The 9,253-nt window shown below is 67.9% G+C and carries 8 protein-coding genes and 1 pseudogene; 8 read left to right on the top strand and 1 reads right to left on the bottom strand.

What is annotated here, in order from left to right; all coding sequences use genetic code 11:
- Positions 1–174: 174 nt before the first annotated feature.
- A complete protein-coding gene (locus ACIPRS_RS17635; RefSeq protein WP_446539475.1) occupies positions 175–546 on the bottom strand; it encodes a hypothetical protein in 372 nt (123 codons plus the stop codon).
- A gap of 171 nt (positions 547–717) precedes the next feature.
- Here ACIPRS_RS17635 and ACIPRS_RS17630 point away from each other — a divergent pair, with 171 nt between their 5' ends.
- From ACIPRS_RS17630 to ACIPRS_RS17595, 8 genes and pseudogenes are all read left to right on the top strand, one after another.
- Positions 718–1,722, top strand: a complete 1,005-nt coding sequence (locus ACIPRS_RS17630) for an integron integrase (RefSeq protein ID WP_446539474.1) — start codon at positions 718–720, stop codon at positions 1,720–1,722.
- Positions 1,691–4,253 (top strand): annotated as a pseudogene (locus ACIPRS_RS17625) (DNA internalization-related competence protein ComEC/Rec2). Before ACIPRS_RS17630 ends, ACIPRS_RS17625 begins: the two are co-directional and overlap by 32 nt.
- On the top strand, positions 4,153–4,779 hold the full coding sequence (locus ACIPRS_RS17620) for a MotA/TolQ/ExbB proton channel family protein (protein WP_225591159.1): 627 nt from the start codon (positions 4,153–4,155) through the stop codon (positions 4,777–4,779). Before ACIPRS_RS17625 ends, ACIPRS_RS17620 begins: the two are co-directional and overlap by 101 nt.
- 10 nt (positions 4,780–4,789) lie before the next feature.
- The gene (locus tag ACIPRS_RS17615; protein WP_337732201.1) at positions 4,790–5,212 is read left to right on the top strand and encodes an ExbD/TolR family protein; all 423 of its coding nucleotides are present in this window, start codon (positions 4,790–4,792) and stop codon (positions 5,210–5,212) included.
- Positions 5,213–5,250: 38 nt separating this feature from the next.
- Positions 5,251–6,963, top strand: coding sequence for a lipid A export permease/ATP-binding protein MsbA (gene msbA / locus ACIPRS_RS17610; RefSeq protein WP_446539480.1), 1,713 nt, complete (start codon positions 5,251–5,253; stop codon positions 6,961–6,963).
- Positions 6,960–7,982 (top strand): tetraacyldisaccharide 4'-kinase, encoded by a 1,023-nt coding sequence (gene lpxK, locus ACIPRS_RS17605; RefSeq protein WP_446539473.1) that lies wholly within the window; start codon positions 6,960–6,962, stop codon positions 7,980–7,982. The genes msbA and lpxK overlap by 4 nt, the downstream gene beginning before the upstream one ends.
- Positions 7,983–8,018: 36 nt before the next feature.
- Positions 8,019–8,783: a 3-deoxy-manno-octulosonate cytidylyltransferase gene (gene kdsB / locus ACIPRS_RS17600; RefSeq protein WP_337732199.1), complete on the top strand. Its 765-nt coding sequence runs from the start codon at positions 8,019–8,021 to the stop codon at positions 8,781–8,783.
- Positions 8,780–9,244 carry a low molecular weight protein-tyrosine-phosphatase gene (locus tag ACIPRS_RS17595; protein WP_337732198.1) on the top strand — a complete coding sequence of 155 codons (465 nt, stop codon included), beginning with the start codon at positions 8,780–8,782 and terminating at the stop codon, positions 9,242–9,244. Before kdsB ends, ACIPRS_RS17595 begins: the two co-directional genes overlap by 4 nt.
- Positions 9,245–9,253: the final 9 nt, after the last annotated feature.

The following is a 9,253-nucleotide window of genomic DNA, read 5'->3' as shown; positions in this document are numbered from 1 at the left end:
CCCTGAACTCGCAGATATCTCCTTGATGAGGTTGTCCAAGTGCTCACGCGCATCCTCAAGGTCGTCAAGGAGCAGGGACCAGCCCACTGGGTTGTCGGTGCAATTAATCATGGTCCTGTCGCCTAACACCTGAATTAAGCCGACCCGCGAAGCGGGTTCGGCTTGAATGAATTGTTAGGCCGCAACACGTGAAATCCGGCGTGCGGCCCACAGGACAGCATAAGCGAACGCCTCAAATGCCAGGTAGTACGCGCCGATGCAGGCAAGGAAGAACCAGCCACCGGACCGATTGGCGTGGCAATGAAGCCCAAGCAAGCATCTAGCGACGTTAACAAGCGATGCCCCGGAGAGCACTAGGGCGAGGACGGAGCATAGAACCAGCAGGGCATAGGCGACCCTTCCGGCGCCAAGCTCCGACCAAAGCGGAGTGTTGCGGCGAAGGAGCAGCCAAGAGCGCAGCGGGAGGAGCGTAACGCCGGCAAAGCCGATGCCGCCGAGCACATAGAGTGTCGAGACAAGCAGCCAGTACTGCCAAGGTTGTTCCATTGCGGCCTAACACCTAGTAGACCCCATTCCAGGGTAATAGCGCGGAGTATTCAGGCTTGCCTCGTGGGCGTCAATCGGGGTTTTCCTATGCTGGATCAATCGCTTGGCTGATGGCCTTGGTGCAGCTCGGATGCGACGTTGCCTGCGTTAGTCGCATGGAATGCAGGGGCTATGGAATATCAGTCGGGAGACGGGGCGGTATCGGGCTCGGGAGCGGTGGGGCGTGTGGGGTTGATGGAGGAAGTCACGCGAAGGTTGCGCGTGGGTCATTACAGCTTGCGCACCGAGCGGGCTTACCTGGGATGGATCCGCCGGTTCATTCTGGCCAATGGCAAACGTCATCCGCGCGAGCTCGGGGCGGTGCAGGTCGAGGCATTCCTGACGAACCTGGCAGTCGAGGGCAAGGTGGCGGCGAGTACGCAGAACCAGGCGCTGTCCGCAGTGCTGTTCCTGTATCGCGAGGTCCTGGGCCTGAAGCTCGCATGGATGGACGATGTGGTGCGCGCCAAACGACCGCTGCGGGTTCCCACGGTGCTGTCGCATTCGGAGGTAAGGGCCTTGCTGGCCCACATGGACGGACGCATGGCGCTGCTCGCCCGGCTGCTGTACGGCAGCGGCATGCGATTGATGGAAGGCGTGCGTGTGCGTGTGAAGGACGTCGATTTCGCCCGCAACGAGATCACCGTGCGGGAGGGCAAGGGTGGAAAGGATCGCCGGACGGTGTTGCCGGCGTCCCTGGTGCCGACGTTGCAGGCGGAGGTGGAGCGCGTGCACGTCCTGCACCAGCAGGACCTGGCGCAGGGTGCGGGAGAGGTCTGGCTGCCGCATGCGCTTTCGCGCAAGTATCCGAGTGCCGGGCGCGAACTGGGGTGGCAGTACGTGTTCCCCGCGCGGAACCTCAGTCTGGATCCACGCGATGACCGGTGGCGACGCCACCACCTGGACGAGGCGATGCTGGCGCGGGCGCTCAAGCGGGCGCGGGTATCGGCGGGCATCACCAAGCCGGTGACCGCGCACACGCTGCGCCACTCCTTCGCCACTCATCTGATCGAAAGCGGCTACGACATCCGCACCGTGCAGGAACTGCTCGGCCACAAGGACGTCGCGACTACCCAGATATACACACACGTCCTCAATCGGGGCGCTGGTGCGGTGCTCAGTCCCCTGGACCGCTGACATGGAGCCGACGCGCATGCGGAAGCTGCCGTTGCCGCCGTTCGGGATGGCGTGCACGGCTGCCTTGCTGCTCGGCATGGTCGTCATGCTCTGGCGTCCTGCGCTGCCCGCGATGGTGATCCTGTGGTGCGCGCTCGCGCTCGGGCTCGTCGGGTGGTTGTCTCCCTCCCGGTGGCGTTGGCTGGGCGCCGCGTTGGCGGGTATCGGATGGGCAGGACTGCATGCGGCGTGGAGCCTGGGTTCACAGCTGCCTGTGGCATGGGAAGGGCGTGACGTGGTGGTCAGCGGGCAGGTGGTCGGCCTGCCTGACCCACAGGCGCGGCGAACCCGCTTCCTGCTGCGCGTTGATGACGGGGAACGCCAACCCGCGCCATTGCGCGGCAGGCAGATCCGGTTGGCGTGGTACGACGATTTCGGTGCGACGAAGCCTGGACCACGCATGCAACTGGGTGCGGGCGAGCGTTGGCAGTTCGAGGTTCGCGTGCGAGCGCCGCGCGGGCTGGCCAATCCCGGCGGCGTGGATGCGGAACGCCATGCGGCGGCCCAGCGCATCAGCGCCATGGGCTATGTGCGTGATGCCACGCGTGCGCGTCGGCTGTCGCCCGGAGAGGGTATTGACGCGTGGCGCAGCGACATGGCCGACAGGATCGGGCGTGCGACGCCCGGTCCGTCGACGCGCTTCGTGCAGGCGCTGGCACTGGGAGACACGCGGGCGCTGGAGGATGCCGACTGGCAGGTGCTGCGTGCCACGGGCCTGACCCACCTGATCGCCATTTCCGGATTCCACGTGGGGCTGGTGGCGGGATTCTGTGCCTTGGGTGGGGCGGGGGTGTGGAGCTTGTTTCCCGCGCTGTCGAGGAGGATTCCACGTCCGCAGGCGGCAGGCGCATTGGCGTTGTCCGGCGCGCTGGGATACGCCGCCGTCGCCGGCTTCGCGCTGCCGACGGTACGCACCGTGCTGATGATCGCGGTGGTGGTGATCGCGCGGCTGGCGCGGCGCCATGTGCGGCTGGTGGACGCATTGGCGCTGGCGATGCTGGCGGTGCTGGTGTTCGACCCCTTGTCGCTGCTGGCGGCAGGTTTCTGGCTGAGCTTCGGCGGTGTGGCGTGGCTGGCATGGTGCCTGCCGGCCTCGCAGCATTGGGCGAAGGCGTTCCTGCCGGCCCAGGGTGTGGCCACGGTGGGTCTGCTGCCCTTCACCGCCGTGTTGTTCGGCCAGGCTTCGCTCGCAGGCCCGGTGGCCAACCTGATTGCTATTCCATGGTGGAGTCTGGTGGTGGTGCCGCTGTCATTGCTCGGGACAGGGCTGGAAACGATGCACGTGGGTGCGGGCGCATGGGCATGGCGCGCCGCTGCGGCGTGCTTCGAGTGGAGCTGGGTGCTCTTCGACGGCATGGCGAAACATCCCTATGCGTTGTGGTGGCTGCCCGAAAGCCGCGCATGGGCGCTTTGGCTGGCGCTGGGGGGCGGGTTCTGGCTGCTGCTGCCGCGTGGCGTACCGGGGAAAGCGCTTGCGTTGCTGTTGTGGTTGCCACTGCTGTGGCCGGATCGCGAGTTGCCGCGCGAGGGTGAAGTCGAACTGGTGGTGATCGATGTGGGGCAGGGGCTGGCGGTGCTGGTACGCACGGCACACCACGCCTTGCTGTTCGACGCGGGGCCTGCCGTCGAGGAAGGTTTCGATGCGGGCGAGCGGGCCGTGGTACCGGCTCTGCGTGCGCTGGGGGTGTCGCGCCTGCACGCGATGGTGATCAGCCATGCCGACAACGATCATGCCGGCGGCGTCGATGCCGTCCGCGATGCCTTTCCGGTGCAGGCGGTGTTGGCGCCGCCGGGCAGCCCGCTGGATGCGCGGGCGCCTTGCGTGGCGGGCGCGTCGTGGATGTGGGATGGCGTGCGCTTCAGCTTCCTGCATCCGGGCCTCCACTTTCCGTACCTGGGCAACGAGGCGAGCTGCGTACTGAAGATGGACACGCCGCATGGGGGCGTCCTGCTGCCGGGCGACATCGGCACCATCGTCGAGCGCGGACTGGTCCATCGCCATGCGGGCTCGCTCAGGTCGGAGGTCGTCGTGCTGCCGCATCACGGCAGCGCCGGCTCCTCCGATCCGGCATTCGTGGCCGCCACATCGCCCCGGCTTGCCGTGAATTCCAGCGGGGCAGGCAACCGCTTCGGGCATCCACGGGCCCAGGTGGTGGCTCGCTGGCAGTCGCGGGGCGGTGAATTGCTTGACACGCAGTCCGGTGGCGCGTTGCGCGTATGGCTGGGTGGCGATGGACTGCGCGTACGTGAACGGCGTCACGACCGGCCACGCTGGTGGGATGCCGTGCGGCGCCAGCGGGCCGGTGGGCTATCCTATCGGCTGGAAGAAGGACGGCCCGATGTGCCGGAGGACTGAACGTGCTGGAACTGGTGAAGGCCGGCGGTTGGCCGATGATCCCGCTGCTGCTGCTCGGCATACTGGCCCTGGCCATCGTGGTGGAACGCTTCTGGTCGCTGCGCCGCAAGGAAATCCTGCCACCCGGCCTGGGTGAGGAAGTGCGCGCGTGGGCCGGCCGCGGGCAACTGGAGGCGGCGCACATCGATTCGCTGCGCCGCAACTCGCCCCTGGGTGAAGTGCTGGCGGCGGCGCTGGATGTGCGCAACAAGCCGCGCGAGCAGATCCGCGAGCGCATCGAGGACACCGGCCGGCATGTCGTCCACCGGATGGAGAAATTCCTCAACGCCCTCGGCAGCATCGCCTCCGCCGGTCCGCTGCTGGGCCTGCTGGGCACCGTGGTGGGCATGATCCAGATGTTCCTGGGCATCCAGGACAGTGGCGTGGGCGATGTCAACGCGCTGGCGGGGGGTATCGGCAAGGCACTCGTGTGCGCCGCCGCGGGCATGATCGTGGCCATCCCCGCGCTGCTGTTCCATCGCTATTTCCGCGGCAAGGTCACCGGTTACGTGATGGAGATGGAGAAGGAAGCCACGGCGCTGGTCGACGCGCTGGAAGCCCGACATCCCCGTCCGGTGGCGCGCCCGTCCGGCGTGGTCGCGCCGGCACCCGCCAGCGCCTGAGGCCAACCGCATGCGCATCCGCGACGACCGCGCGCAGGAAGAACCCGAGATCAACCTCGTGCCGTTGATCGACGTGATCCTGGTGCTGATCATTTTCTTCGTCATCACCACCACGTTCGACGCTCGCTCGATGCTGCAGCTCCAACTGCCCAGCGCCCATGGCGAGCCGGTGGCGGCGCAGGTCAAGGCGCTGAGCGTGCTGGTTAATGCGGACGGGCGCTACTTCGTGGACGAGCATGAAGTCCTCCGCCCCGACATCGACGCCCTGAAGCAGACGCTGCAGCAGGTGGCGGGCAGTGACCGCAGCCGCCCCGTGCTGTTGCGCGCCGATGCGCGCACGCCGCACCAGGCGGTGGTGACGGCGCTGGATGCGCTGGGCCAGCTGGGTTTCCGGAAAATCAACATCGCCACCGCGCCGGAGGCGAAGAAGTGAGCCGCGACGGCTCTGCGTGGCAGGTCTACAAGCGGCTGATGGGCTTTGCCAGGCCGTACCGCGGACTGCTGGCGCTGGCCGCTGTCGGCATGCTGATCGAGGCAGCGGCGGGTGGCGCGTTCAGCAAGCTGATGGAGCCGGTGGTCAACGAGACCTTCATCGATCGCGACAAGGCCAAGAGCCTGTTGCTGCCGCTGGCCATCGTGGGTCTGTTCGTCATCCGCGGCATCGCCGGCTACATCACCGACATGGGCATGGGCAAGGCAGCGCGCAGCATCGCCCGCGATGTGCGCGTGAACGTGCTGGGCAAGTACCTGCGGTTGCCGGGCCTGCGTTTTGATACCGAACCCGTGCCTGCCATGCTGGTGCGCCTGGGGTCCGATGCCGACCAGATGGCGCAGGCCGCCGTCGATGCGATGAAGGTCATGCTGCAGCAGGTGCTGCAGATCATCGCGGCTCTGGTGGTGATGTTCATCACCAGCTGGCAGGTCACGCTGGCCATCCTGGTCATGGCGCCGCCGCTGGCCTGGATCATGGACAAGGTGGCCAAGCGCTACCGGCGCATCAGCCATCGCATCCAGGAAAGCGGCGCCGAGATGATGCAGGCCGCCGACCAGACCCTGTCCAACCAGCAGGAGGTCAAGGTCTACGGCGCGCAGCAGAGCGAGTTGACGCGATATGCCGGCCTGGCCAACGCGAACCTGAGGCTGGCGATGAAGGTAGAAGCCACCCGCAGCATATCGTCGGCGATGGTGCAGTTGATGGGCTCGGTCGGACTGGCCCTGCTGCTGTTCTTCGCCGGGCGCGAGGCGATGGCCGGGCGGTTGACCGCAGGTGGGTTCGTCACGCTGATGATTTCCATGATGGCCATCATCCCGGCCCTCAAGCAACTGACCAACGTGCAGAACATGCTGCAGCGGGGCGTCGCCTCGGCACAGCGCCTGTTCTCCGTGCTCGATGCCGAGGACGAGCGGGATGTGGGCAGCCGCGCGCTCGAGCGCTCGAAGGGACTGCTCGAATTCCGCGACATCACCACGCGCTATCCCGGCCAGAGCCGGCCGGCGCTGGAGGGCATCAGTTTCACCGCGCGCCCGGGTACCGTCACCGCCATCGTCGGGCGTTCCGGCAGCGGCAAGTCGACGCTGATCAAGCTGATCCCGCGCTTCTACGAGGCCGAATCCGGCCAGATCCTGCTCGACGGCCATCCGCTGCAGGACTACCGCCTCGCGGACCTGCGCCGGCAGATCGCGCTGGTGGGGCAGCAGGTGATGCTGTTCGACGGTACCGTCGCCGCGAACGTGGCGTATGGCGAACTGCAGGGAGCCGAGGCCACGGCCATGGAAGAGGCCGTGCGTGGCGCCAACGCGATGGAATTCGTGCAGGAGATGCCCGAGCGCATGCAGGCGCCGATCGGCAACAAGGGGGGCCGCCTGTCCGGTGGCCAGCGCCAACGCCTGGCGATCGCCCGCGCGATGTTGAAGGACGCGCCGATCCTGATCCTCGACGAGGCCACGGCCGCGCTCGACAACGAATCCGAGCGGCTGGTGCAGAACGCCCTGCAGAAGTTGATGCCGGACCGTACCACGCTGGTCATCGCGCATCGCCTGTCGACCATCGAGCACGCCGACCAGGTGCTCGTGCTGGACCAGGGCCGCCTGGTCGAGCAGGGCACGCACGCGGAACTGCTGGCACGAGGCGGGCTCTACGCACATCTGCACCAGATGCAGTTCCGCGAGGGTGAGGCGGGGTGAGCCAGCGCGCGATGCCGCAACCGCCGGATTACTGGTTTGGCAACGGGCGGGTGCCCCTGTGGGCCCGTGCGCTCGCGGGCGTGTACGGGATGCTGGTTGCCCTGCGCAGCTGGCTGTACGGGGTCGGTCTGCTGCGCCAGCAACGGGTGGGCGCGCCGGTCATCGTGGTGGGCAACATCACGGCCGGCGGCACCGGCAAGACGCCGCTGACCATCGCGCTGATGGAGCGATTGCGCGCGGCGGGTTTCAGGCCGGGCGTGGCGAGCCGCGGTTACGGCCGTCGCGACGAGGCGCAGGCGCGCTGGGTGGATGCGGCGACCCCGCCGGAAGAGGGGGGGGACGAGCCCGTCCTCATTGCGCGGCATACCGGCACGCGGGTGCGCGTGGACCGTGATCGTGTCGCAGCCGCCAAGGCCCTGGTGGCCGCCGGTTGCGACGTGGTGATCTGCGACGACGGACTGCAGCACTACCGCCTGCAGCGCGATGTGGAGATCGAGGTGATCGATGGCGCGCGCCGCTACGGCAATGGACGGCTCATGCCCGCCGGCCCGCTGCGCGAGCCCGTGGCGCGCGCGGCGACGTGCGGGTTCCGGGTGGTGAACCTGCCATCGTCCGAAGACACGGTCGCCTTCGGTGAATGGCCGATGCAGTTGCAGGCCGATGACGCGCTGCCGTTGCGTGGCGGCAGGCCGAAGCCGCTGGCGGGTTTCGCCGGCCAGCGCGTGCATGCGGTGGCGGGCATCGGCAATCCGGCCCGTTTCTTCGCCATGTTGCGGAGGCAGGGCCTGGGCGTGGTGCCGCATGCGTTCGCGGACCATCATGCGTACCGCGCGGAAGATTTCGCGTTCGGCAGCGAACTGCCGGTCCTCATGACCGAGAAGGATGCGGTGAAGTGCGCCGCATTCGCCAACAACTGGTTCTACAGCGTGCCGGTGGCGGCGAAGCTGCCGGAAGCGTTCTGGGTCGCATTGCTGGACCGGTTGGGTCGCGCGCGTCCGCCAGCAGCCGATCCGAAGTAGATCGTTCTCTTCATCCCTGACCCGAGCCGGATCCCGATGACCGATTTCATCGTCGCCATTCCCGCCCGCTATGCCGCGTCGCGGCTGCCCGGCAAACCGCTGCGCCTCCTTGGCGGCACGCCGCTGGTCGTCCATGTGGCGCGCCGTGCGCTGGCCGCCGGTGCGCGCGAAGTCTGGGTCGCCACGGATGACGCCCGCATCCGTGACGCATTGGTGGCCACCGAGGTGCGTGTGGCGATGACATCCGAACGACATGCCTCAGGCAGCGACCGCCTGGCCGAGTGTGCCGACATCGCCGGATGGGCCGACGACGCGCTGGTGGTGAATCTCCAGGGCGATGAACCGTTCGCACCGCCGGCCGGCATCCGGGCGGTTGCCGACACGCTGGCGTCCAGTGGCGCGGAGATGGCGACGCTGGCGGTACCCGTGGACGACGCGGCCACCTTGTTCGACCCGAACGCGGTCAAGCTGGTGCGTGCCGCCAATGGCGATGCGCTGTACTTCAGTCGCGCGCCGATTCCCTGGCACCGCGATGCCTTCGCGCAGTCGCGCGATGCCCTCCCGCCAGGCCAGTGGTTGCGCCACATCGGCATCTACGCCTATCGCGCCGGCTTCCTGCGCCGGTTCTCGCAGATGCCGCCCGGCCGGCTGGAGCAGGTCGAGTCGCTGGAGCAGTTGCGGGCACTCGAAGCCGGCCACCGCATCGCCGTGGCGCTGACGCCCGAGCCGTTTCCGCCGGGCGTGGACACCCCCGAAGACCTTGCCCGCGCGGAGTCCATCCTGCGGGGCGCGGACCAGTGAAGCTGCTGGTCGTCTGCCTGGGCAACATCTGCCGCTCTCCGATGGCCGAAGGCGCGTTGCGCGCCCGGCTGGAGGCATCGTCCCTGGCCGGTCAGGTGGAGGTGGATTCGGCCGGCACCGGTGGCTGGCATGCTGGTGAATCGCCGGATCGCCGCGCCATCGCCTGCGCCCGCAGCCATGGTGTCGATATCGGCATGCAGCGCGCACGCCAGCTGTCCGCACGTGATTTCGATGCCTTCGACTGGCTGCTCTGCGCCGACCGCGCGAACCTGCGGGACGTGTTGCGGATCGCGCCTGCAACCCGACGCGACCGGGTGGCGCTGCTGCTGGAATGGGCCGGCGTGCAGGCCGGAGGCGAAGTGCCGGACCCCTATACGGGCGGGCCGGAGGACTTCCAGCGGGTCTGGCGACTGGTCGATTCCGCCGCACAGGCGGTCGTGGCCCGGCTCTCCCCGGAATGAGACTTGGGC

Source organism: Pseudoxanthomonas sp. LARHCG66, from assembly GCF_052871755.1.
This window is presented reverse-complemented; position numbering and strand designations above follow the sequence as displayed.